Below are 24,748 nucleotides of genomic sequence, written 5' to 3'. Positions count from 1 at the left end.
TTAACTATTGAATGGGGGAACCAATATGGAAAGCCTAAGATCGCAAGGAAAGCATCGCAAATATGGCACTGCGGGGTTAAGTATCCTCATGTTAACAAGTATTGTCCTTGCCGCCTGCTCGGAAACGGGAAGCGCTGGCAAAGGCGGCGTAAATACGCCCAATGCTGATCCAACCAAGTCTACAGCAACCTATCCTATAACTACGAAGGAAACGCTAACATCATGGGAAGGCCTCAATAACAATGCCATCACCTTTTATCAAAACTTGGCTGAAACTCCTTTTGGCAAGCAGCTCGTCAAAGAAACGGGTGTTGACGTCAAGTATATCCATCCGAACGATCAACAACTGAAAGAGCAATTCAATCTCATGATTGTCTCTGAGAAACTGCCAGATGTCATTGAATACGATTGGACGGGGCGAAGCTCGGGGTCTTACCCTGGCGGACCTGAGAAGGCCATCAACGATAAAGTCATTCTGGAATTGAATGATTTGATTGATAAATACGCGCCAAACTTGAAGAAGAAGCTGCAGGAAGACAAAGAGCTCGACAAAATGATTAAAACGGATAGTGGCAAATACTACGTATTTCCGATGATCCGCAACCCATCCGGACTTGTATTCCGCGGGCCGATCATTCGTAAAGACTGGTTGGATGAGCTTAAATTGCCCTTACCTGAGACGATTGATGACTGGGAAAAAACGTTAATTGCCTTCCGTGACAAAAAGGGAGCAAAAGCCCCGCTTAGTGTGACCTACGTCAATGGGAATTTTGAGATTCGCGATGCCTTTATCGGTGCTTATCATACTTCAAACAGCTTCTATCTCGATGACGCAGGTAAAGTCAAGTATGGACCTGTCGACCCCCAATATAAGGACTTTCTAACCTTGTTCCGTAAATGGTATGCAGAAGGCTTGTTTGATAAAGATTTTGCACTGACGGACGGGAAAGTGCTGGATACGAAAATGCTTGGCGGTCAAACAGGCGCAACCGTTTCCTTGCTGAGCGGAGGAATGGGCAAATGGATGGATGCCATGAAAACGAAGGATCCGAAATTCAATTTGGTAGGCTCACCCTATCCAGTCCTTCAAAAGGGAGAGAAGCCTTTTACAGGACAGAGAGATTTTAAGTATAATCCAGGTCCTAGCAAAGCAGTTTCGGCAACTACGAAAAATCCGGAGCTGGCTGTTCGCTGGCTGGATTATGCTTACAGCACAAAAGGCAGTCTATTGTTTAATTTTGGCGTCGAGGGCGAAAGCTATGTCATGAAAGACGGAAATCCTGCGTATACAGATCAGATCGTGAAAAATGAGAAGTACAGCTTGCAGCAAATGGTCGCTCAGTTTACAAAGCCAAACGGTCCTTATGAAGCAGATGAACGTCGAAACTGGAATACGTTTCCTCAGCAAGATGAGGCGGTCAAAGTATGGTCAAATACCGATGCGGCTAAACATACAATTCCAGCATTTCTTACGCCAACCGCAGAAGAAAGCAAAGAGCTCGGCAAAATTATTAACGATGTAAGCAATTATAAGGAAGAAATGTTTGCGAAGTTTATTATGGGCAAGGAACCGCTTGAGAATTATGGCAAATATGTGGAACAAATTAAAAAGCTGGGCATTGATCGCGCCGTAGTCATTTATCAGAATTCGCTTGATCGCTATAACAAGAGATAGAAGGGTGGTAGCTCAGTGAAATTAAATTCATTCCCAGGTTGGGGAATGTTGAATGACATTCGCAAAAATAAGCTGCTCTATCTCATGCTGGCTCCTGTGATTTTATTCTTTTCGCTTTTTCACTATATTCCCATGTATGGCGCAATTATTGCCTTTAAGGATTTCTCTCCAAGACTTGGCATTATAGGAAGCCCGTGGGCTGGATTCGAGCATTTTAATGTCTTTTTCGAAGGTATTTATTTCTGGCGCACGCTTAAAAATACGGTTCTTATCAGCTTGTATGATCTCGTTTTTGGATTTCCTGCGCCGATTATCCTGGCTCTGCTGCTTAACGAAGTGAAGAAGACGATCTTCAAGCGATCTATCCAAACGATTACCTATATGCCGCATTTCGTCTCACTCGTCGTCGTATGCGGAATGATCAAGGAATTCACCGTAAGCGGGGGATTAATCAATGATTTTATCGCTTTTTTGGGCGGGGAGAGACTCTCCTTGCTGCTTGAATCCCAGTTTTTCCGTACGATATATGTCTCGTCGGGTGTGTGGCAGCATATTGGTTGGGGCACGATTATTTATTTAGCGGCATTGGCGGGCATAGATACCGAGCAGTATGAGGCTGCGAAGATCGATGGCGCAGGACGATGGAAGCAAATGCGCCATGTCACGCTGCCAGGAATCATGCCTACGATTGTCATTTTGTTGATTCTTGAGATGGGCCGGATGCTGAGTGTGGGGACAGAAAAAATTATTTTGCTTTATAATCCGACCATCTATGATACCGCTGATGTTATTAGCTCCTATGTCTATCGAGTGGGGCTTCAGGAATTCAATTACAGCTTCAGCTCGGCCGTTGGTTTATTCAATTCGGCTATTAACTTCACCCTTGTTGTTGGGTCCAACTGGTTGAGCCGCAAGCTGAACGATACCAGCCTGTGGTAGAGGGGGGATGAATATGCATCGCAAATCAGTCGGTGAGTGGACTTTCGATATCGGAAACTATGCGTTATTGTCACTGCTCGCTGTAGCTACTGTGTATCCTATTGTGTACGTCTTGTTTGCATCTCTAAGCGATCCTACTCTCTATATGCAGCATAGCGGAATTCTCTGGAAACCGCTTCAGTTTAATCTTCATGCCTATCAGCTTGTGTTCCAAAATGGAACAATCATGAACGGCTATATCAACACGATGATCATTGTTGTCGTGGGATTAACGCTTAACATTTTTCTCACGTCCCTGGGCGCGTATGCGTTGTCGAGGAAATGCTTGGGCTATCGAAAGCCCCTCATGCTGTACATCGTTTTTACGATGTTTTTCAGCGGTGGTATGATTCCCTTTTATTTTACTGTCAAAGGGCTGGGCTTGGCGAATACATTGTGGGCCTTAATTATTCCGCAAGCGATTTCAGCATTTAATCTTATTCTGATGAAAACAGCATTTGAAGCGATACCGGATAGTCTGGAAGAATCGGCCAAAATAGATGGGGCCAATGAGTTTGTTATTCTGTTTCGAATTATGTTCCCTCTCTGTATGCCTGTTGTCGCCGTTATGCTGCTCTACTACGGGGTGAGTCACTGGAACGCTTGGTTTAACGCGCTAATCTTTTTGCAAGACCGATCGCTGTACCCGCTGCAGCTTGTACTCAGAGAGCTTCTGCTGATGAACGAAGCAGGCTCAATGGCGAGCGGATCCAGCGGTGCGGATGTGGCGATCATAGGGGAAACCTTGAAGCATGCTACCATTATCGTGGCCACATTGCCGATTCTTATGGTCTACCCCTTCCTGCAGAAATATTTTGTGAAAGGCGCTTTAATCGGGGCTATCAAAGGATAAAAAGGAGAAGATCACATTCATGGAAAAGCAAACAATCATTGAAAAGCAAACAATGGAAAAGCCAACAATAATAGAAAAGCAAACAATAATAGAAAAGCAAACAATAATTGATCCAGCATCTATCGATTTTTGGTGGAAAGGAGTACAGAACAAGGTTGATGTCATGCTGAGCCGAGGGATTGAACTAGCGCCGCATTCAGCCCGGTCAGGGGCATATGATGGCTTAAAGCTGGATCAGTGGATCTCCGGATTCTGGCCGGGGATGCTGTGGATTCTTTATGATTTAACCGCCGAAGAACGCTACAAGCTTGCTGCCTGGGAGTGGGATATACGGATGGAACGTCATCTGCTGGAAGACAACCATTTTCATCATGATGTGGGGTTCCAATATTTGCCGACCTCTGTCCTCAAGTACAAACTGACCGGAGACATGGACGGACGACGCAGGGGACTTGCGGCAGCCAATTTCCTTGCAGGCCGATTCAATCTGGCTGGGCAGTTTCTTAGGGCTTGGAATCGTGATATGACTGGGTGGGCCATCATCGACTGTATGATGAACTTGTCCATCTTATTCTGGGCTTCCGAAGAGCTGCAGGACCCGCGATTTTCTCAAATCGCCTGTGCTCATGCCGATACAGTTATCAAGCATATGATCCGTGGCGATGGATCGACTTGTCATATTGCTGTATTCGATCCGATAACGGGGGAATTGCTGGAGCACATGGGTGGGCAAGGCTTTGGACAGGATTCCTGCTGGTCCAGGGGGAATGCTTGGGCGTTATATGGTATGGCAAACACATATCGTTATACCAAGAAGGAGAAGTACCTGCATGCAGCTCAGCAGGTAGCTCATCATTTCCTTAGCTCGCTGCCAGAAGAAATGGTGCCTCCGTGGGACTTCCGGGTACCGAATGCAAGCGAGGCGCCACGAGATACGTCCGCTGCAAGCATTGCGGCGTCGGGTTTGCTTGAACTTGCCGAAGTCGTTCAAGCGGAGGACGCCAATAAGTACCGCTCGGCTGCTGAGCGCATCTTGAAATCCTTATCGGAGCGATATACCGCCTTCGATGAGCCGCAGCATGAAGGCATTCTCCGTGGGGGAACGGGGCATAAACCGGCGGAGACGAATGTGAATGTATCGTTGATTTATGGCGACTACTATTATGTTGAAGCTCTTGCCAAGCTGCAAGGCTGGAAGCATCGTGTGTTCTAAGCATGCAAGTGAATGATAGAGAATGATGGAGGGGTTAGGATATGGGGGAACATATGGAAGTACGGCCGATACTGACATACATAAAGGTTAGCACGGCTGCAGAATTGCAGATGGCATTGGATGAAGCGGTTGCAGGAAGCGTCATTGAGCTGCAAAACGGGATATATGAACAAAGCGGCCCATTCGTTGTAAAGGATAAGCAGGGTTCGGACGGCATGCCGATTCGAATTGAGGCTGCTAGCTTGGGAATGGCTATTATCTCAGGTGACAGCTATTTGCACATAGAGGATTCAAGCTATATCGAAGTATCGGGGCTTATGATGTATAGTGGGATTGGCTCTACCTCCAGCGAACAGTCGCTTAGAGATAGAGGTCTATCTCACCGTATTTTGCAAGGTGTACATCCAGGAATTCAACTGCAGAGCTCTAGCCGAATTTCGATTCTTCGCAATACGTTTGCCTTGAATGAGCTCGGGCAGCCATATCGTTTCCTCACGAATAAGGGTCCAGTATGGGGGTTGTATGGCATTGAAGGCAGCTGCCGTTATGGCAGCAGCTATGATCTGAATGGAGCCGTTTATAGCGGTCCGACCCCTTATGAAGATGCTAAACTGATCACCGACAATGGAACGCACCGCCATTATATCCGAGTGGAGGGAGTGAGCAGCTACAACCGGATCGCTTACAATGAAATTGGGCCCAAGAGAGGCTTTGGCGCCGTTCTTATTTATGATGGTGAGGGGCATGGCGGACGAACGATCTCGCAGCATGATGTGATTGAATATAATCATTTCCATGGGATCGGCCCGCGTGTTACGAACGGATTGGAGGCGATCAGGCTCGGATTATCCAGTCTTTCATTAGCTCCTGGGTACGTAACGATCCAGTATAATTTGTTTGACGGTTTTGATGGCGAGGATGAGATTATTTCTGTGAAGTGCAGCGACAACATCATCCGCTACAATACGTCTCGCAATTCGTACGGGGGATTCGTCGCTCGACACGGGAATCGCAATAGCTTTTACGGCAACTTCTTCTTCGGTGACGGGGAAAAGCCGGGGATGAGCGGCTTTCGCATCTATGGCAACGATCACAAAATTTATGACAACTATATGGAAGGCTTGACGGATCAGGTGATTAGACTTGATGGCGGATCACATGATGGAGGAGCAGATGGAAGCTTAAATCCCACTGTAAAGTGGATGAGTGGAGATGAGGAAAAGTCTGCGGTTCTGGAAGAGCTTTCGCAAGAGGAGCGAACAGCGCTTCTGCGTGGGCATTGGCGGCAGTATCATGTCCAGGTGTTCAATAATACGCTGGTGAATCCAGGGGCTGATGCCCATTTCCTTGCTCTTGGCGGAAAAACCTATCAACCCGTGGGTACGAAGGTGTACAACAATTTGATTGTCAGCCAAGCTGGAACGGTGATCTATGAAACAAGTGCTGCACAGCAGGCAGCGGCAAGCGGGCAATGTATAGTCATTGGCGCTGAGGAATACGATTCAAGTCATGTTCGAGCTATGAGACCGCTCACGGTAGATGACGTAGGACCTGTAAGGGCTTTCTCAAAATCATAGAAAGTATAAGCTTTTGGGTGTATTTAAGGGGTTCTCCCTTTTTAGAAATATTAGAGTTTATATGTTTTGGGGTGAACGTGGAGTTGCTCCCGCTGTCTCGCGCAGAGGTATGGGAACTACAGGGCGCTATTCTAGCCAAAAGTGGCATTATAGCGAGGTTGAGAGAACTGCAGTACGCTATTTTGGCTTTTTCTGGGAAATTCAGCGCTTTTCGTGGAAATAAGACCCTGTAGTTCCGCTATGACCCTCGCATCCCTGCTATTTGCCTAAATAGCGTCCCAGAGTTCCCTCAATAGGTTTGGTCGCTAACAAGAGGCTGATCTCTCAGGGTGGCGAGACCGTTTTTCTTATGATGAATTTAGCTGCTTTTACGGTTTTCAGCAATGTTGCCTAAAAGCTTCACAATACAGAAGAGGTGATGAGAATTTGAGCAAGATGTCCAAAGAATTCAGAGTGCGTTCGAAACGGGGAGTCAGCTTGCTGCTCGCAGCAGCTTTAACATTCACGTGGTTGCCGCTAGGGTTATCCAAAGTACAGGCAGATAGCGCAGTGACAGGAACACCAGGCGGTGTGGATGCCAACTTGCTGAAATTGTGGCTGAAGGCGGATCCCGACAGCGTGACCCGTAGTGGGAATGGCGATATAACGGTATGGAAGGACAGCAGTCCGCAAGGCAATGATTTCATCAATGACGGGACGGTTGGGGATAAGAGTCCGAGGGTAAAGCCGAAGTATACTCCGTCCAATCCTGCGCTGAATTTCCAGCCATCGGTGCAATTTATTCGTTCAGGCAATGGAAGTCTTTTGTTGGACAAGAATGGATTATTCAACCAGAATGAGTCTGTTGAACATGCCAGTGTATATATGGTTGCTGGCGGGATAACGTTATCGAATCAGACGTCGCAAATTTTTTATGAAAATTTGCAAGGAAACGGAAAGTTTGGAGCGTATATCCCCTTTTATTCCAGCACTTCGCAAGTTTTGTGGGATTCGGGAGCTACCGTATCTGGCAATCCACGGCTCACGACAGGCTATTCAATTCCTCCTCTTCAATACAACAGTTGGGGGTTTCATTATGATTCGCATCCAGCAGTTTCCAGTGCTGTTTATCAAGCGATTACGCTGGATGGGCAAACGATAGCCAAATCAACACAAGCCCGCCTCGCAATGGTTGGAAACGGAAGCAACCCCATGTCTCTTGGTTCAGCAGTCGGTGGAGGATCAGGCTATGATGGGCAAATTGGCGAGATGATCGTGTTTGGCGATACGCTTACGGAAGATCAGCAGAACCAAGTGCAAACGTACATGGCCCTTAAGTTCGGAACGCCGTTGAAGGGAAAGGATTATGTATCGGCAGGCCCTTCGCCGATGGTCGTTTGGCCTAAGGATTCCAATATGGCTTATGGCAATAACGTTGCAGGTATCGCCCGCGATCAGCAAGGAGCATTGGCTCAAGCAACAAGCCGGAGCAGCGAAGGTATAGCGTCTTCGCAGGTCATCATTACCGCTAAACAAGCTTTGGCGGACAAGCAGTACCTGCTCTGGGGCGATAACGGAAGTTTGGCTCCTTCTGTGCCCTATGGTGCGGACTTCAAGCAATCAACGCGGACGTGGAAGGTCCGCAATACGGGCAATGTCGGGACCGTACAAGTTGCCTTTCCAGCGGCAATGCTTCCGCTAGGCGGCTTGCTGCTGACGAGCGGAAGCAGCGATTTCAGCCACGCGGTTCCATTGTCACTAACGCCTGTGGAGGTGCATGGCGAAGCTTACTATGCTGCGGACACGGAGCTGGTTGACGGATCCTTGTTCACCTTTGTGGAGAAAATGCCAGCGATCCAATTATCCGCACTAGATGTTTGGGACGGCAGCCAAAAGATCGGGATGAATATTCCCTTCGTGTCTTCCAAGATGGACGGGTATGAGGTCATCGTTCCACAGGCAGCCGATTCCATCCGGTTAGCCATGCAAGTCAGTGGGGGTATTACAACCGCGGTGACTCTGACGAATCTTGAAGGAGTGAATCAGCCAATAAGCGATGTTGCCAGGGTTCATCTCGCGCCGGGCAATAATAAGCTCACAATCCGATTATCCAACGGCGATGCTATGAATACATATACACTGCAAGCCTATCGGCTATCGGCCAAAGGAACGAATGGCCAAGTGAAGATGAACGCAAGTACGGTTACCGCTAGTTCCTATCAGCCGAACACGACGAATATTCCCGCGAATGTCGTGGACGGTGTTTGGAATAATGATGTCCGTTGGTCGGCTTCTGGACAAGGGGAGTGGCTGCAGTTCGATATGGGGCAGCCTGAGAAAGTTACCTATTTGAATATCGCTTTCCTGAGCGCGATCGACCGTCAAACCAATTTCGAAATTATAGGCTCCAATCAAGCGGATTTTCAGAATCCGACCGTGTTGCTGCCTAAACGAAAAAGCAGAGTACTTAAAGCCGAAGATGATAGTATGCAGCCTTATGTGCTGACGACTCCAGCAGAAGTGCGTTATCTGCGGCTGGTCGGATATGGAAATACGGCCTCGGGCAGCTCAGGCAGTTGGAATAGTATTACCGAAGTTGAACTTTATACGGGTACAGCACCCAAAGTGGATGAACCTACAGAGCCAAGCGGCCCTCCGCAAGCAGGCGATAAACCCGTAGAGCCCCTCCCTCCGGTACGCTGGGTGAAGGTTAATTCCGCGCAAGAACTGCAGAATGCGCTGGATCAAGCCGCTAAAGGGACGACAATTGAATTGCAAAATGGTACGTATCAACAAAACGGCCCATTCGTTATCAAAGATAAGGCAGGTACGGCTGCGCTTCCGATTCGTATTGTCGCTGCTGAACTAGGGAAGGCCGTTATCGCTGGCGACAGCTACATGCATATGGAAAATGCAAATTATATTGAGGTTGAGGGACTTACGTTCCACTCCGGTGGCGGATCGGATCTTGGTGAGGATACGCTGCGGAGCCGAGCGGTCCCGGAAGACAGGATTGCATCATTGAAGGGACTGCACCCTGGTGTGGAATTGTATGATTCCAGCAATGTCTCCCTTGTGCGAAATACCTTTGCCTTGGATGAAACGGGTCAGAAATATCGGTTTACGAAAGTTGAGAACAGCGTCAATAAGCCAAGTTGGTGTGTGATCGGCGTTGAAAATAGCTGCCGTTATGGCGCCACTTATGATCCGAACGGAGCCGTTTATACGGGAGAAACGTCGCATTCCCCGAACTCGTCGCTGCTTACGGACGGTGGAACCGACCGGCATTATATTCGGGTGGAAGGCACCAGCAGCCACAATCGGATCGCATACAATGACATCGGTCCGAAAACCGGCTTCGGCGCCGTGATGACGTATGATGGCAAGGACTCGGTTTCACAGTACGATGTGATTGAATATAATCACTTCCATGATATCGGTCCACGGGTAAGCAACGGATTGGAAGCGATCCGCCTGGGGCTTTCCGGGCTATCTTTGGCCCCTGGACATGTTACGATTCAATACAATTTGTTCGACGGATTGAATGGTGAGGATGAGATCGTTTCGGTGAAGAGCAGCGATAATACGATCCGCTACAACACTGTCTTGAATTCCTATGGCGGCATGGTAGCTCGGCACGGTCATCGCAACAGCTTCTATGGCAATTTCATTATTGCGGACGGCAAGAAACCTGGAACGAGCGGTTTCCGGCTCTATGGGAATGATCACAAGATTTATAATAATTACATGGAAGGACTTACGGATGATGCCGTTCAGCTTGATGGCGGAACGGAAGATGCGGGGCCGGAGGGAGGCACGAACCCAAGTATACGTTGGGGCACAGGGCCGAACGATTTCGCTGATCTTAGGAGCCTTTCCGCAGAAAGGCAGCAGGAATTGCTGCGCGGGCACTGGCGGCAATATAATGTGCAAATTTTCAATAATACAATCGTAAACTTAAACAATAAAGCATCGGCCCTCAAAGTTGCCCAACGTACGTTCCAACCGACGGGAACGCAGATTTATAATAATGTTATTTTCAGCAACGCAGGGACGATATTCAATGAAACGAAAGATATCACACCTGCAGGCAGACCGTCTTATGTTGGCAATATGGCCGATGGTCTCGCCGCTGTGGCAACGAATGCAACGGTCGTTAGCGCCACTTACAAAGGTGATCTGAAGCTGGTCCGTGGCAGCGATGGTCTGATTCGCTTGTCGCCGCTAAGTCCTGCGATTGATAGCGCCCAAGGTCCATATGTTCCTTTGGACGATATGGATGGTCAAAGGCGTGCGCATACGCCCGACGCTGGTGCAGATGAGTACGACCCGGCAACCGTGCCTACACTTAAGCCGCTTACGGCTGCCGATGTCGGGCCAACTGCAGGCAGGAACATGCCACGGGAAGAGGGCAAGCCAGAGTTAAGCAGCCTTCAAATCAGCTCGACTCTGACACTCACGCCAGCTTTTCGCTCGGATATTACCTATTATACAATGATGGCTCCGTCCGGAATCGGCAACTTGACCATTACGCCGGTTTCCTTGAGTCAGAAGGCTGTTATTCAGGTGAGCGTAGACGGCGCTTCGACGCAGTCCGTAAGAAGCGGCAGCGATAGTGGACCGCTGGCCATTGCAGAAAGCGGTAGTGTTATTCTGATCGATGTGTCCATGCCGTCCGGTATTCATAAAACGTATACCATGTTGATAAAACGGCCGCAGATCAACAATTCGTCTTCATCGGATTCTTCATCTGGGTATAATCCAGCGCCTTTGCCTAAGCCGGTTCCTGAACCTACGGTCCCACAGCCTTCCAAACCGACGGAGCCCTCAACATCTGCACCACGGCCTGAGACTTTTGGAGATGTGCCGAAACATTGGGCTTCGGAAGCGATCAGCAAGGCTGCTGCCAAGGGCATTGTGAACGGCTACTCAGATGGCAGCTTTAAGCCTGACGAACCGATGACGAGGCTTCAATTCGCTGCCATGCTAGTTCGCGCTCTGGGCTTGAAGCCGGAACCAACGAAGCCGGATTTCACGGATGTGGCGAGTATTCCGACATGGGCGGCGGGAGAATTAAGCGCTGCGCTGAAAGCAGGCATAATCCAGGGCTATGAAGACCAGTCTCTGCGCCCTAATGCGGCAATAAATCGAATCGAAATGGTTGCCATGTTAGTAAGGGCACTTCCACAAAGCGAGGGAACGTCTGATGCAGCTTCGTTTAGCGACAGTTCTAAGATTCCCTCATGGGCATTGCCTTTAGTTGCGCGGGCTAACTCACTTGGGTTAGTTGATGGACGGGAGAATCATGCTTTTAAACCGTTTGACGTGGCGACGAGAGCGGAAGCTGTCACGGTAGTTATGCGCATGTTGAATCGCTAAGGTTCATAAATCTATTTAAGTTTTAAATAGAAAGTAGTTCGAGTTTCATATATTAAACAAATATCAAAGAGGCTGCCGGCACAAACGGCAGCCTCTTTACTTGTCTCACCTATTTGTTCTCCAATATCCTTGACCGGCACGATTTCAGCAGATATACCATACCAATTTTTGCTTTTCACAAACTATTCCTCTCTGATAAAATAATAGTTGTCTTCCATAGATGAATATACTATTTTTTCCATATATATACCTCGAAATTCATTGACATGGTGACCTAGCCCCAGGGCGCAGGCTAGGTTTTTCTCATTGGCGTCCAACGCAGACTTCTTTGCTGTGGCAGTCTTCGGTGTCCAAATGCATTTAACGAACTGTACGATGTTTATCGACGAGAAAATGGCTACTTTGGAGATTTAATGAACTGGATTGGCGTTATCGAGCAGATTTTAGGCGGTAAAGTGATTGTTTGCTTGTAATAGAGCTTCTGGGAAGCATTAGATTTTCAGAAGGAGCGATTTTGAACGAATAGAGGGTATTGAGTTCGTAAGAGGGTTTGCTTCAAGATTCATTGACATGCAGAACCACAACCCAACAAAAAATCCCGAGCCGCTGTTCTTTCTTTTCGTGACTGCATCAATTTGATCGAGCTGAAACGTGCGTTGACGGAACAGGCCGCAACACGCGTGGCTGTGGTGGATTTTGATCCGTTGTTCCTCACCGTATGCCGTGCTGTAATTACCGGACTGCTTGCAGGAGTGCTTCTCCTCATTTTGCGGCAGCAAAAGCCAGTTCGAAGTGACATCGCTCCGCTATTGGTGGTAGCACTAGGCGTGGTAGTAGGTTTCCCGCTTCTGACAGCCTTGGCGCTTCAGTATGTCACATCCGCGCATGCCATTATGTTCATTGGGCTTCTGCCGCTTGCAACTGCTCCAGCCATTCCTTGGCTTGCTGCTTGCGTATCTCGTTTTGCATGAAACCATCGGTTGGCCTATCCTTGCAGTGAATATAGCAGTCGTACTGTGCGTGCTGATCGCACGGCGGTTCACAGCGAAAAAGGTATCACAGTCAACTCCGCTCTAAGGCCTGCTAACGAGAAAGAATAGTTGAAAGTTGGGCTGCTGTAGTGATAGTATAGCGTCGTGATCCAAAGATAACTCCGACAGAAGGAAGTGGCGCTGGTGCAAATGGATGTGATCTCCGCACTCTTGGAAACGGCCGATTTGAAAATTCTAAAATTCGATATTCATAATCGGAATGAAATGAACTACCGCAATCGAACTTTAAATGAGCACTATATGATGACATATATAAGAAAAGGTTCAGCCAAGTTGAAAGTAGAGGATAAGGTATATAATCTGCACCCGGGCACGGTTATCTTTATCCCTCCCCACCTCAAGCATGATCAATACAAAGATAGCGACGAGGAAACGGAATTCCTGTGGTGGCACTTCACGTACACCATTCAACATGTGGTTGATGTTCTGCCTTTTCTGCAGATACCCTATATGTATTCTCTCAAAAACCACAAAAGATTTGAGGAAGTGTTTGATGAGCTCATGCTTTCCATGTCCAGAAAAGGGCATTTGCCCAATATCATTTTACAAAAGGCGAAATCGCTTGAATTACTCTATTTGCTGCTGGATAATGCCTTGGGAAGCGTCAAAACCGCAACAGAGAGCCAACCATCACACAGTTTTTTATCGATCCTGCTGAAAATTGTTAATCAACCTGAAGCGACGCTTTCACTCGCCGATTTGGCAGCCGAACTGCACATGAATCCGACTTATGTCAGCAATCATTTCAAAGCTATATTCGGCAAATCCCCCATTCTGCTGCACCGGGAAATCAAAATCGCAAAAGCCAAATCGCTTCTCGAAATACGTGAAATGAATGTGACGGAAATCAGCGAATTGCTTGGTTTTAACGATATCCAAACCTTTACCAGGCTTTTCAAAAAATATACGGGCATTTCCCCTCGGCAATACAAAGAATTGTTTATAAGAACGATTTAAAACGTTGTTGGATAACCTGTATAAGTGTTAAACTTCAGCAAACGTTTGCTCTGTTTTCCCAATGCTGCCCCCACTACACTTATCTCATGGGAAAAGATTCCCGCATAAGGAGGTAAAGTCAATGGAAACAGTCAGCATCGTTTTTGCAGAAAAGCAGAAGGTGGAGGTGAGAAAGCACTCTTTTGACGCTAATCTGGGTCCTACGGAAATTTTATGTGCGGCGATCCGTTCGCTGATTAGCACAGGGACAGAGCTTCAATGCCTAAGAGGCGTCTTCGATCCCGATACCAATTGGTCAAGCTGGGTGCAGTATCCGTTTCATCCCGGCTATTCAATGGTGGCTGAAGTGCTTGAAGTGGGGACAGCCGTTCAGCAGATACAAAAAGGCGACCGTGTGTTTGTGGAAAATGCACACACCCAGTTTTTTAAGACGGAGGCGGAGCATGCTGTACTTCTGCCGAAGGAAGTCAGCGCCGAGCAAGGCGTTTGGATTAATCTGTCCAAAACGACGCAGCTTGGAGTGAGAAGAGCCGAGCTGTTTCTCGGGGAAACGGTTGGTGTCATAGGACTGGGACTTCTTGGTCAGCTGGTGACGCAATATTTGTATCTTTCTGGCGCCAAAGAAATTTATGCGATGGATCCTGCGGAGAGCCGAGTCCAGCTTGTGTGGGATAAACCGGGTATTCATCGGTTGGCGATGGATGCGGGGAAGGCGAAAGAGCAGATCGCCGAGCAGACCAAGGGCAAGATGCTGGATGTTGTCTTCGATATCACCGGACATCCCGCAGTATTGGCACAGGCTACTCAGCTAGTTAAGCCTTTGGGCCGAGTGATTCTACTGGGGGACACAGCTACGCCATCCGTACAGGGGATGGGTCGCAATGTGGTTTCCAACTCGGTATCCATACTCGGTATTCATGCCCAAATGAATTATAAAGGATGGCATCATCCTGAAATGGCCGATCTGTTCTTACACTACATATTGCAAGGAAGAATGGATGTCAATCCGCTAATCACTCATCGCTTTTCCCCACTGGAAGCGCTGCAGGCGTACGAATTGCTCGTTAACAATCGAAGTTCAGCGATGGGAGTTCTTTTTGACTGGACTCAGCTGGGGGAAGGAAGCTAAGGAGAGGCGTTTTGAGGTGATTGTCGAATACAAGGGTGGGTCACGAAAGTGCTGCGAGCTTGGAGCCTTGCAAACCAATCAGATACTCTATAACCCGGCACAAGAGGCCATCCTACAAGTACGGGATAGAAAAAGGAGCTAAGCGGCTGTATCTGCTTAGTTTCTTTGTGTTTGGCGTCTACTGCTGTTATCGTAAAGCCCAAGGGAACTAGAATCCGCTATTTCACCATTTCCCGATCGGAATCAGCATGTTCCGCTTAAATAGCGCACCTCAGGAGGCTGTCGATTCATTGTGAGCAACTTGGAACAGTGCTCGAAATGTGCTGAAATTAGGCCTTTAGAGCGACTTTTTTGAATAAGCATTACACAGATAAAATTTAAATTGATCTGAGAGCCTTCCACAGGTAATTTTGAAAACTGTCCACAATGAATCGACAGCCTCCTCAGTTCCCTTCCATACTGCTTCTCCCCCGGTTCCCGTCAATTAGCGGATCATAGTTCCTTTCACATTGCGCTCTCTGTCATCGCAAAGCCCAAAGGGAACTACGATCCGCTATAAAGCTGAAAACCGCCAAATTCCACGTCAAAGGGAACTACGATCCGTTATTTCACCATTTCCTGGTCGGAACCAGCATGTTCCGCTTAAATAGCGTACCTCAGTTCCCTTCCATACTGCTTTTTCCTCGGTTCCCGCCAATTAGCGGATCGTAGTTCCTTTTCACATTGCGCACTGTGTTATTGTAAAGCCCAAGGGAACTAGAATCCGCTATAAAGCTGAAAACCACCTAATTCCACGCCAAAGGGAACTACGATCCGCTATTTCACCATTTCCCGGTCGGAATCAGCATGTTCCGCTTAAATAGCGCACCTCAGTTCCCTTCCATACTGCTTTTACCCCGGTTCCCGCCAATTAGCGGATCATAGTTCCTTTTCACGCAAAAAACAAAAAAGGTCATAGTGCAGCAAATAAACGCAATGATACCTCCCATGTACGGAGGTATATTTAAATGGAGCGAGGTGTGAGCAATAGGAAAGGGTGTGGGTTTTGTTGATGAAGACGAAGGTGGACTGGCCATCATTTATGGCAAGACATGACATGACTTGGTCCGTTAAGCCGATTTCGTGGGACGAGGGGGCTTTTATCGGCAACGGAGTGATCGGGGCCATGATATATAGTGAGGAACATCGCGATAAACGCAATGTGCTGCGTTTGGTGCTCGGATGCACAGACGTCACGGCGCATAAGCCTGGAGGCGGATTCCCGCCTCGTGTGCCGGTTGGCGAGCTGCACCTTGAACTGGTTGGCTGGTATTATCAACCGTCAAGCATTCGGGTTGATTTGTGGAATGCGGAGATGCGGGCGGACATTACAACGACGGTTGGCACGGTGAAGGTCCGCGCTTTCGTCCACAGCCAGGATAAGGTGCTGGCTGTGGAACTGGAAACTAGTGAAGGCGAGAAAGACGCTAGTATGGAGTGGTACGCTTACAGTGAAGTGGACCCGGTGCTCAAGAACGCCGATGGCAGCAACCTGAATCAGTATATCCCACAGGCAGAAGTTACCAGGCAGGCCAAGGAGGATGGGTTGACGGTTGGCGTGCAGAGGTTCCAACATGATGGAGGTTGTACGACGGCATGGCTGGAAGCGCAGGCAGAGGAGGGGGCAAACCTGCGCCAGCTATGGCTTTCGATCGGGAACGGTTTCAGTGATCAGGCACAGCATAATACGGAAACGAACGTTCGAGAAGCGGCAACGCAGCCGTGGGCGGCTTGGGTGGAAGCGCACCGGAGTTGGTGGCATGATTACTATCGCCAAAGCTTTGTTTCCATCCCGGATACGATGCTGGAAGGCTTTTATTGGGTGCAAATGTACAAGCTGGCTTCCGCAACCCGTGCGGGTGGGATGATCATGGACAATCAAGGACCATGGCTCACGACGACACCATGGGCTGGTGTCTGGTTTAATATGAATGTCCAAATGAGCTATTCACCTGTCTATACATCAGGCCGTCTGGAGCTCGGCGAATCGCTCGTTCGTGCTTTTCGCGACAATATGGAGCAGTTAATCTGCAACGTACCAGAGCAGTACCGTGAAGATTCGGCAGGGCTGGGTCGCAGTATGAGCTATGACTTGGTCGGCCCTGTCGGCGCCGAAGTAGGCAACTTGACGTGGGTGTGCCATAACTTATGGAGGCATTACCGCCATGCGATGGACACGCCTATGCTCAAGGAACTGCTATTTCCGCTGTTGAAGCGAAGTGTGCAGTACTATTTGCATCTGCTGGAGGAAGGCGATGACGGGAAATGGCATCTGCCCCCGATGATCTCGCCCGAATACGGCTCGTTCCTGCAGTTAGCCGTACCGGATACCCATTATGACTTGGCATTGCTGCGCTGGGGCTGCCAAACTTTGCTGCGTATTTGCAGCATCCTTGGCTTAGAGGACCCTGGCCGCGCCCGCTGGGAAGAGACTTTGGCGCAATTAACGCCGCTGCCAGTCGACGAGACTGGCTTCATGGTCGGCAGGGGCCAGAAGTTGGAATTCGGTCATCGGCATTTCAGCCACTTGATGGCTGTCTTCCCGCTGCATCTGGTGAGCGGCGATGCGCCGGAGGAACGAGAGCTCATCGTGCGCTCGCTTCGTCATTGGCTATCCCGTGAGGGAGACTTGCGCGGTTTCACGTTTACCGGTGCGGCTTCCATAGCTGCCGCAGTGGGGGAAGGAGACGAAGCGCTCAAGTACTTGAAGACGTTGATGCATCTTCTGAAACCGAACACGATGTACAAGGAAGCGGGTCCCGTCCTCGAGTCGCCGCTCGCAGGCGCTGAAGCGATCCACGATATGCTGCTGCAAAGCTGGGGAGAAGAGATCAGGGTATTCCCAGCTGTTCCTTCCGAATGGAAGGAAGCTGTGTTCCATGATTTACGAGCCGAGGGCGCATTTGTGATCAGCGCGACTCGTTCGGAAGGAGCTACGGCATGGATCAGGGTCAAAAGCTTGGCCGGACTGCCATGCCGCATTAAGACTGACATGATGGGCGACATTCGGATGTCCGCAAGCTCGGAGGTGCAGCTTCGCTCTCTGGGCGGAGGCGTTTATGAACTTGAGCTGCCGCAGGGCGAAGAAGCTGTGCTTTACAATGCCGACCACGCCGCAGCACGTTCATGGGAAATTCAGCCTGTACCGGCGGAGAGCCATATGTGCGGATATTTTGGAGGACGCAAGCCTTGGCGTCTTTATGGCCTGCCGATGCATTAAAAGGCGTGGCTTTTTGCAATATGGCTGTGATTACTCAGCCACATGCCCATATACAGACCGCTCGGCAGGCTTGCCGAACGGTCTGTCTTCATTTTGCATGCCCATTCGGATTATTAACTAAGGGTTTTTTCGATTTTGATGACGCTGTTCAGGTTTTAAGGGGTATCCAGGTTAACGGGAATCGGGAGATAATAAAGGTGGTTAACGTTATAAACAGGGGGGCAAGCGAATGGCCAGAATTGTTATTGTTGACGATGAACCTATCATCGGGATTGGCCTCAAAACGTTAATTTGGGAATATCAACGGTTTAGTGAGATCGATACGTTTACGGACGGTGAGTCCGCGTTGTTGAACATCATCGCTAACCCTCCTGACGTTGTGTTGACAGATATTCGGATGCCGCGTATGGACGGTCTGGAGCTCTGTCGAAATATTCAGCAGCAGCTCAAGCTCTTCACCAAAGTCGTTGTGCTATCGGGATACGGGGATTTTGCTTATGCACAAAAATGCATGTCTTACGGCGTGCAGGAATATTTGCTGAAACCTATTACAGAAATCGAACTTTTTCCAGTGCTGGATAAAGTGCTCGCCATGCGGGATGCGGCGCTTATTTCCTTCACCCTTTTTGAACAGTGGATCGATCAATTGGAGGAAGCGGTGTGGATGTTGGATACGGTCCGGGCCAATGAACTGCTTGAGGTGGGAAAGAGGGAGTTGTTCCCCAGTGATACGGACATGCAGCAGTACCAGCGGGTATGCGACGCTGTCAGGCTGCTGCTCAAGAAACTGAATGCCAGAGGGGCGTACAAGATGGAGGTGAAGCCGCTTTTGGAGGGAAATACGGTCACCACAATTACGTATGAATGGTTTCAGGCCGAAATCGGCCTATGGATCCAGCGACTGAGCGAGTATCGCAAGCATGAAAGAATCAATGTTTTGGAGGCGGCTATTCAGTACATCGAAGAGCATCTTTTCCAGGATGAGCTTTCACTGGACATGGTTGCTGGGAAGCTAGGCGTAACACCGACCTATTTCAGTCATTATTTTAAGAAAAATACGAATGAGACCTTCGTGCAATACCGGATGCGCAAACGAATTGACAAAGCCAAACAACTGCTTGCCGTTCCGCACTACAAAATCATTGATATTGGAGCCGAAGTCGGTTACGAAAGCTACCCCCATTTCTCCAGAGTCTTCAAAAAGGCAACGGGCTATTCCCCTACCGAATATCGCGCGCTGCTTGGGATTAAGTAATGAAAAACAGCTTAGTACGCAAGGTTTACCTTTACTTTGTCATTATTATCGCGCTGACCTTGGTGACGGTGGGGGTTACCGGTTATTGGCGGTCGTCCAACGAATTGGAGAATCAGTATGAAGCGCTGCTGACTCAAATCGTGGATATTGTCTTGCATGAAACCGATTTATTCCTGAAAAGCTATGAGCGGGCAACGGTTTCCATTCTAATCTCTCCTGTCGTGAAGGAGGCGCTGGATCTTCCAAACCATTCGACTTCTGGCTTCTATACATCTGAATTGGCTATGAAGGGGGTCTTTCAACCGGTTCTCATCAATAACCCGGAAATATCCATGACGTACATTGTCGGTTATAACGGGTTCCAGGCAACGGATTTCAATGTCCATATTGTTCCTTTTAATTATAAAGGCTTTGAAGAATATATCGAACAGATGAAGGAGGACGATGATATAAACGGAAAGCTGACGATTCAGGAATCCGGATTTCTGGACGGACATCTCACACTGATTCGCAAATTGGCCGACCGAACCTCGTCGAAATCATTCAAAGGCATCATGGGCTTCGAACTCAAGATAGGGGAGTTGAACACGCTCTGGAAGGGGATAAAACTCGGGAAATCCGGGTATTTCTTCATCGTTAACGATCATGGGAGAATCTTATACCATCCGGATGCGAGCCGGATCGGCAAGCAGCTTGACGGCATGCATTTCAATACGGTTGAAGCTAACAAAGACCAAATATTTGAATTGCCTGGAGAACCGGGACGGGTTTTCTTTAGTCGCAAGTCCGACTACTCCGGATGGACACTGGTGGCCAGCATGTCGGTTGCTGAACAGAGCAAGCCGATTTCAGACTTGCGGCAAACAACGCTGCTCGTAGGTATCTTTACCTTGATTTTGGCTTTATTTCTAGCTTATCGTTTCGGTCAATCTATCGTTCGTCCAGTTCGACTTTTGGAAAATGGGATGCGTCAGACGGCCAAAGGTCAGTGGACCCGCGTACCTCTGACTGGAAGCCGTGATGAAATGGATCAGCTTATTACCAGCTACAATACGATGGTCACCCGGCTGGAAGAGCTTGTCGATCGGGTTTATGAGACCGAGCTGCGCAATCAGGACAACTTAATGAAACGGCAGCTGGCCGAATTTCAAGCGCTGCAATTACAGATTAATCCGCACTTCTTGTACAACACGTTAGAAATTATTATTTGTTACGCTGTTATCCAGAAATCAAGCGAAATTAAAGACATCGTTCGTTCTCTGTCGTATATGCTGCGCTATTCCATACGCACAGATTTGGAAGAAATTACGGTAGCTAACGAGCTTAAACACATTCTGTATTTTATGTCTATTATGAAATATCGCAATCAGCGGGAATTTGAAATTGATGTTCGCATCAGTACGGATTACTTGCTGGACAGCATGGTTCGCTTAACGCTGCAGCCCTTGGTCGAGAATGTGTTTAAGCATGCGTTTCCCTATGGGATCGAGGATACGCACACGATTATTATTGACGCCTGGAAGGATGAAGCGGATTTTTATGTCATTGTAGAAGATAATGGATGCGGCATTGAAGCGGAGACGCTTCTTCAAATAAATACGCGTTTCCAGAACAGCCGGGAGGAAAGTCTGTTGGATACACAACCCACATTCGAGGGCAGCATCGGGCTGCTCAATGTGCATAATCGGATTCAGATGGTGTTCGGAGAACAGTATGGACTTTCGATACAAAGCGACCTGGGTGTAGGTACGAAGGTTACGATTCGCATGCCGTCGTCCAGCGCAAAAAAAGTCATGCCGGTGTAAAACAGCACAATGCCCGGCTGTCCCTAGTTTTGTATGCTACATATAGGAAAGACATCAAACATACCGAGTCATGGACATCGAGAGAGGGAGGGATTTATGGAAGTTTCGGCTAGCAAGAGGGGGATATTGTCTGCATCTGTCGTTAAAAAGGAAAGTTACTTGTCTAGACTGAAGAAGAACGCATCCAGTCATTGGCAGCTCTACGTTCTTATGCTGCTGCCGATTATTTATTTGCTCATATTCAAGTATGTGCCGATGTATGGGGCTTTGATTGCTTTTAAAAATTATATTCCTACTAAAGGGGTATGGGGCAGTGAATGGGTTGGTCTGAAGCATTTTGATCGTTTTTTCCATTCGTATGAGTTTGTGCGAATTATGAAAAATACGATCCTTCTCAGCATCTATAGTTTATTTGCGGGGTTTCCGTTCCCAATCATTCTTGCGCTTTCCTTGAATTACGTAAACGCTCGTTTCTTTAAGAAAACCGTGCAAATGATTACTTACGCACCGCATTTTATTTCTGTCGTCGTGATGGTAGGTATTATTCTACAAATGATGGACCCGCGGGTTGGCCTGATTCAAACGATTATGAAATATTTCGGCTTGCCGGCAATTAATTTCATGGGCATACCTGAATGGTTTTCACACGTTTTTGTCTGGTCTGGTATTTGGCAAAACGTTGGTTTTTCCTGCATCATCTATTTGGCAGCGCTTGCAGCTGTCGATCCTTCGCTGCACGAGGCAGCTGTTGTGGATGGGGCCAATAAAGTACAGCGAATGTGGCACGTCGACTTACCGGGTATTATGCCGGTTGCTGTTATCTTGCTGATCATGAACACCGGCCATGTGCTGGACATCGGCTTTGAAAAGGTATTGCTGATGCAGAATCCGCTGAATATGAGCTCATCTGAGGTCATTGATACTTTCGTCTATAAAGTTGGTTTGGCATCAACAGCCATCAACTATTCCTACTCGTCTGCCATTGGATTGTTCAAATCAGTCATTAATCTGGTCCTGCTGGTTCTCGTCAACCGGATAGCCAGAAAGTTGGGGCAAACCAGTCTGTGGTAATAAGGAGGCACGTTTATGATGGGAAGCATTAAAGAAAGTGCAGATGACAGGCTTTTTACAATTGTGAATTACATCATCCTATTCATTTTTACGATTACGATACTATATCCGTTGGTTTACATTGTCAGCGCTTCCTTCAGTTCATCCACAGCGGTTATTTCCGGCAGAGTCTGGTTGTATCCGGTCGAGCCGACGCTAGCGGGTTATGAAGCGGTATTCAAGCATCGTTTAATTATGTCGAGCTTTTTGAATTCAGTCTTTTATACCGTAGTGGGAACGACGATCAATGTGCTCTTTACACTCATTGCGGCTTATCCGATGTCCAGAAAAGATTTTATGCCACGCAATAGCATTATGGCTTTGTTTGTATTCACCATGATGTTTTCTGGCGGATTGATCCCGTCTTATCTGGTTGTGAAAGAGCTCGGTATGATTGACACAAGGTGGTCTTTAATTATTCCGGGAGCTCTTGCCGTTATGAATATGATTATTGCCCGCACGTATTTTCAAACGACCATTCCGGATGAATTGCTTGAAGCGGCTCAAATGGATGGATGCAGTGATTTTACATTTGTGCGGAAAATCGTGCTTCCTTTGTCAGGTCCGATCATAGCGGTCATCTCCTTATTTTACGCAGTCGGACATTGGAACCAATATTTTAACGCGCTGCTTTATTTAAAACATCAGGAGTTGTACCCGATTCAACTGGTATTAAGGGATATTTTGGTGCAAAACGAGGTCGACGCGTCGATGATCACCGACGTTGCCGATCAAGCAGCAAGGGATGGCCTGCGGGAGCTTTTGAAATTTTCCCTTATCGTCGTGTCTACGCTGCCCGTGCTCATCATCTATCCATTCATACAAAGGCATTTTGTCAAAGGCATGATGATTGGATCACTCAAAGGCTAAAGGGGGTTTTTACATGAAAAAAGGGTTAACAGCTTTAGTGGCAGTTACCGCTTCTCTAGCGCTTCTAAGCGCATGTGCGGACAGTGGACAAAAGGGTGCAGATCCAAAGAAGGAAGCAGGCAGTGACGATCAAGTAACAGCAGCAGGGGTATTCCCGATCACGAAAGAAAAGACGACGCTAAGGGTTATGGTCAAAGGCTCCAGCATTGTCGAAAACTTCGCAACGAACGAATTCACCAAGTGGCTGGAGGAGAAAACGAACATTCACATCGATTGGGAAGTCGCTCCAGAAAAGACATTTGCAGAGAAGCTAAACGTTTCACTCGCAAGCGGCGATTATCCGGACGTGCTGCTTAATTTGAACGTATCACCGGTTCAGCAGTCGATTTACGGTAAGGATGGCGTGTTTATTCCGCTGAACCCGTATATTGATAAATATGGCGTGGAAATGAAAAAGATGTTCGAGCAGGTTTCCTATGTCAAAGATTTGATTACGATGCCTGACGGCAAAATTTATTCGGTCCCTCAGGTGAATGATTGCTACCACTGTTCACTCGGTCAAAAGATGTGGATTAATCAAACATGGCTAGACAAGCTCGGATTAAAAATGCCAGAAACGACAGACGAGTTCTATCAAGTACTCAAAGCTTTCAAAGAAAAAGATCCGAACGGAAACGGCAAGGCAGATGAGATCCCGCTAGTCGGCGCTACCAACGGCCCTTCCTCGACACTGGACTTGTTTCTGACCAGCGCTTTTGTAGAGAAGGATTTCAACTTGAAATTTGTTAAGGACGGGAAGATTCAAGTTGCCTATAATCAACCGGAGTGGAAGGAAGCTTTGAAGTATATTCATAAACTGTTTGCTGAAGGTTTGGTATCTCCACAATCATTTACACAGGATAGGAACCAGTTGAAGCAAATGGGCATGAACCCGGAAATCCCGATCGCGGGAGCGATCGCCTCCCAAAACCAAACGGTCTTTGTCGATGCGGATAACCCGAGATTCAAAGACTATGTATCCGTGCCGCCACTCAAAGGACCGTCTGGCATACGCTCAACTGCGTATAATCCATATGCGGTATCTACAGGTCAATATGTCGTTACCAATAAGGCCAAAAATCCCGCTGCCGCTTTCCGTATGGCTGACTTGCTGCTTTCAGAAGAAGCGACGCTGCGCAGCACGCAGGGCCGCCCGGATCAGGAGTGGGTGCGTCCAGCGCAAGGTGAGCTAGGCGTGAACGGCAAGCAAGCGAAATGGAAACCGATTGCCACGTTTGGCAAGCTGCAGAACATCCACTGGGCACAGGCGGGACCTTCGCTGCGGACCAACGATTTGCGATTAAGCGTGGTAGCGGATCCGAAAAATTCACTTGAACTTATTTTGTATAATGAAACTAAAAAATACGAGCCATACGCAACCGATCCAAGCAAAATTGTGCCGCCGTTGTTCTTCACAAACGAACAATCGGAGGAGCTTTCTACGCTTGAGAAGACGCTTACGGACTACCGCACTGAATTTTTTGCGAAGACGGTTACAGGATCGCTGGACATTGACAAGGAGTGGAACAACTACTTGAGCACTCTGGACAAAATGAACATTAAACGCTACCTGGAAATTTATCAACAAGCCTATACCCAGTATAAATCGAAAAAGTAG

Annotated in this window: 15 protein-coding genes and 1 pseudogene; 15 read left to right on the top strand and 1 reads right to left on the bottom strand. The window is 48.0% G+C overall.

What is annotated here, in order from left to right; all coding sequences use genetic code 11:
• Nucleotides 1-25: 25 nt before the first annotated feature.
• The 6 genes from IEY34_RS26840 (at nt 26) to IEY34_RS26815 (ending at nt 11,654) form a co-directional block, all read left to right on the top strand.
• Nucleotides 26-1,675: a type 2 periplasmic-binding domain-containing protein gene (locus tag IEY34_RS26840; RefSeq protein ID WP_189017614.1), complete on the top strand. Its 1,650-nt coding sequence runs from the start codon at nt 26-28 to the stop codon at nt 1,673-1,675.
• A gap of 45 nt (nt 1,676-1,720) precedes the next feature.
• The gene (locus IEY34_RS26835; RefSeq protein WP_189017683.1) at nt 1,721-2,614 is read left to right on the top strand and encodes an ABC transporter permease; all 894 of its coding nucleotides are present in this window, start codon (nt 1,721-1,723) and stop codon (nt 2,612-2,614) included.
• Between the two features lie 13 nt (nt 2,615-2,627).
• Nucleotides 2,628-3,506, top strand: a complete 879-nt coding sequence (locus IEY34_RS26830; RefSeq protein WP_189017611.1) for a carbohydrate ABC transporter permease — start codon at nt 2,628-2,630, stop codon at nt 3,504-3,506.
• 163 nt (nt 3,507-3,669) lie between these two features.
• Entirely contained in the window at nt 3,670-4,719 is a 1,050-nt protein-coding gene (locus IEY34_RS26825) for a glycoside hydrolase family 88 protein (RefSeq protein ID WP_229757859.1), read from the top strand.
• A 41-nt stretch (nt 4,720-4,760) separates the two neighbouring features.
• Nucleotides 4,761-6,296: a polysaccharide lyase 6 family protein gene (locus IEY34_RS26820; protein ID WP_189017608.1), complete on the top strand. Its 1,536-nt coding sequence runs from the start codon at nt 4,761-4,763 to the stop codon at nt 6,294-6,296.
• A 435-nt stretch (nt 6,297-6,731) separates the two neighbouring features.
• On the top strand, nt 6,732-11,654 hold the full coding sequence (locus IEY34_RS26815; RefSeq protein WP_229757858.1) for an S-layer homology domain-containing protein: 4,923 nt from the start codon (nt 6,732-6,734) through the stop codon (nt 11,652-11,654).
• 11 nt (nt 11,655-11,665) lie between these two features.
• On the opposite strand, the gene IEY34_RS26810 is transcribed toward IEY34_RS26815, so the two are convergent.
• Complete coding sequence (locus IEY34_RS26810) at nt 11,666-11,833, bottom strand: hypothetical protein (protein ID WP_189017602.1); 168 nt, start codon at nt 11,831-11,833, stop codon at nt 11,666-11,668.
• A gap of 492 nt (nt 11,834-12,325) precedes the next feature.
• Here IEY34_RS26810 and IEY34_RS37925 point away from each other — a divergent pair.
• The 9 genes and pseudogenes from IEY34_RS37925 to IEY34_RS26765 all read left to right on the top strand — a co-directional run.
• Nucleotides 12,326-12,580, top strand: a pseudogene (locus IEY34_RS37925) (EamA family transporter); the annotation flags it as partial.
• Nucleotides 12,581-12,835: 255 nt separating this feature from the next.
• Nucleotides 12,836-13,663, top strand: coding sequence for an AraC family transcriptional regulator (locus IEY34_RS26800; protein ID WP_229757857.1), 828 nt, complete (start codon nt 12,836-12,838; stop codon nt 13,661-13,663).
• 121 nt (nt 13,664-13,784) lie between these two features.
• Nucleotides 13,785-14,792, top strand: coding sequence for a zinc-dependent alcohol dehydrogenase (locus tag IEY34_RS26795; RefSeq protein ID WP_189017596.1), 1,008 nt, complete (start codon nt 13,785-13,787; stop codon nt 14,790-14,792).
• Between the two features lie 1,051 nt (nt 14,793-15,843).
• Nucleotides 15,844-18,051: a glycosyl hydrolase family 95 catalytic domain-containing protein gene (locus IEY34_RS26790; RefSeq protein ID WP_189017677.1), complete on the top strand. Its 2,208-nt coding sequence runs from the start codon at nt 15,844-15,846 to the stop codon at nt 18,049-18,051.
• Between the two features lie 229 nt (nt 18,052-18,280).
• A complete protein-coding gene (locus IEY34_RS26785; protein WP_189017594.1) occupies nt 18,281-19,306 on the top strand; it encodes a response regulator in 1,026 nt (341 codons plus the stop codon).
• Nucleotides 19,306-21,111 carry a cache domain-containing sensor histidine kinase gene (locus IEY34_RS26780; protein WP_189017591.1) on the top strand — a complete coding sequence of 602 codons (1,806 nt, stop codon included), beginning with the start codon at nt 19,306-19,308 and terminating at the stop codon, nt 21,109-21,111. The genes IEY34_RS26785 and IEY34_RS26780 overlap by 1 nt, the downstream gene beginning before the upstream one ends.
• Nucleotides 21,112-21,207: 96 nt before the next feature.
• Nucleotides 21,208-22,182 carry an ABC transporter permease gene (locus tag IEY34_RS26775; RefSeq protein WP_189017588.1) on the top strand — a complete coding sequence of 325 codons (975 nt, stop codon included), beginning with the start codon at nt 21,208-21,210 and terminating at the stop codon, nt 22,180-22,182.
• An 18-nt stretch (nt 22,183-22,200) separates the two neighbouring features.
• Nucleotides 22,201-23,091, top strand: coding sequence for a carbohydrate ABC transporter permease (locus IEY34_RS26770; RefSeq protein WP_373291347.1), 891 nt, complete (start codon nt 22,201-22,203; stop codon nt 23,089-23,091).
• Between the two features lie 13 nt (nt 23,092-23,104).
• Nucleotides 23,105-24,748 carry an ABC transporter substrate-binding protein gene (locus IEY34_RS26765; protein ID WP_189017582.1) on the top strand — a complete coding sequence of 548 codons (1,644 nt, stop codon included), beginning with the start codon at nt 23,105-23,107 and terminating at the stop codon, nt 24,746-24,748.

Origin of the sequence: Paenibacillus marchantiophytorum (genome assembly GCF_014640555.1) — a bacterium.
GTDB lineage: Bacteria > Bacillota > Bacilli > Paenibacillales > NBRC-103111 > Paenibacillus_E > Paenibacillus_E marchantiophytorum.
The sequence above is the reverse complement of the archived record's forward strand: the minus strand, read 5'-3'. Positions and strand labels throughout refer to the sequence as shown.